The organism is Paenibacillus sp. P4_E11, from assembly GCF_056401635.1.
Genome location: NZ_JBFUIX010000452.1, coordinates 1 through 1,490, shown reverse-complemented (window position 1 = coordinate 1,490; position 1,490 = coordinate 1). Strand labels below are relative to the sequence as shown.

Annotated in this window: 2 protein-coding genes; both read right to left on the bottom strand. The window is 43.8% G+C overall.

Annotated elements, in window-relative coordinates:
- Positions 1-188: 188 nt before the first annotated feature.
- Positions 189-1,061 (bottom strand): dTDP-4-dehydrorhamnose reductase, encoded by an 873-nt coding sequence (gene rfbD, locus AC1DWB_RS35025; RefSeq protein ID WP_477545678.1) that lies wholly within the window; start codon positions 1,059-1,061, stop codon positions 189-191.
- The coding region (locus AC1DWB_RS35020) for a GDP-mannose 4,6-dehydratase (protein ID WP_477545677.1) at positions 1,054-1,490 on the bottom strand (437 nt) is incomplete at its 5' end. The genes AC1DWB_RS35020 and rfbD, both read right to left, overlap by 8 nt.

Here is a 1,490-nt window from a genome sequence, read left to right as displayed (position 1 = left end):
CTCCAGTTCCTCGTTGTTCAATGCGCTTCTCAATATCTGCTAGATTAATGGAATTGATTTGGTAATAGATGTAGCTCGCTGCAGCCAAGATTACTAGCAAGATAGCTGCCAAAGAGCTCAGGGTCCACTTCTTCCAAGCCTTCCAACGCTTCCAACGCATCAACATTAGTGCTTCTCCCTCCACCAGATCATGAATGACTATGATTCGACTCCTGCCACTCTCTAAGAAATGCTTTCAATGCTGACCGCCACTCTCTTACTTCATGAAAGCCCTTCTGCCTCCATTCACTGTGCTCCATCACAGAATACGCCGGACGCTTGGCAGGACGCGGGAATTGCTCCGTTGAAATTGGCAACACTGGGATTGGTATTCCCATTTCCTCGTAAATGGCCACAGCAAAGTCATACCACGTGCACGATCCCGAGTTGGATATATGATAGGTTCCGTAATAATCCGTGGGGATAAGCCTGAGAATACATTGAGCCAAATCGAATGTATATGTAGGAGAGCCTATTTGATCATTGACAACCGAGACAAAGTCTCTTTCTGAAGCCAGTCGTAGCATTGTTTTGACAAAATTATGGCCTGCCATCCCATACACCCACGAGGTCCTGATTATGAAATAATCTTTAAGCAGGCTCCTTACGATCTGTTCTCCCGCTAATTTGGAAGCACCATATACACTTAAAGGGTTTGTGATAGAACTTTCTTGATAAGGTTCTTGACCTAGCCCATCAAAAACATAATCCGTGCTAATATAGAATAGCTTGGCGTTATTTAACTTGGAGGCGATAGCAACATGTGCAGTACCTACGGCATAAACCTTATACGCTTCATCTGGTTCCGATTCGGCTAAATCCACTTTCGTGTAGGCACTAGCATGAATAATTACACCAGGCTTCAGTTCGCAAACTCGCTGTTGGACTCTTTCAAAATCAGTGATGTTCAGCTCTTCTCTGCCTGCTCCCACGGCGTGATATCCGTTTTTTTTCAAGCTCAGCATTAGTTCAGTTCCGAGCTGTCCATTTGCTCCTGTAACCAGAACGGTATGATTAGACATTTTCAAATCCCCGCAGCCATTGCTCATTATTCTTTACATATTGTCCCGATATAATATTGGTCCACCACCGTTGATGCTCTATATACCAAGAAACAGTATCTTGTATTCCAGTATCAAACGTATACAGTGGCTCCCATCCAAGCTGTAACCGGATCTTGGTTGGATCTATAGCATATCTTCTATCATGACCTAGGCGATCGCTGACGTATTGAATCAGGTCTTTACTCTTCCCCAGCAGCTCGAGAATACACTCTACAATTTCAATATTTTTTCTTTCGTTATGTCCACCGACGTTGTAAACCTCTCCTGATTCACCTTTATGCAGAACCAAATCGATTGCCCTAGCATGATCCTCCACGTGAAGCCAATCTCTAATATTCAATCCATCTCCGTAAACTGGAAGAGGTTTATTCTCCAATGCATTGGTAA

What these genes read in the sequence shown, in the direction of transcription:
- rfbD (WP_477545678.1), bottom strand. Translation starts at nt 1,061, where the DNA reads ATGTCTAATCATACCGTTCTGGTTACAGGAGCAAATGGACAGCTCGGA.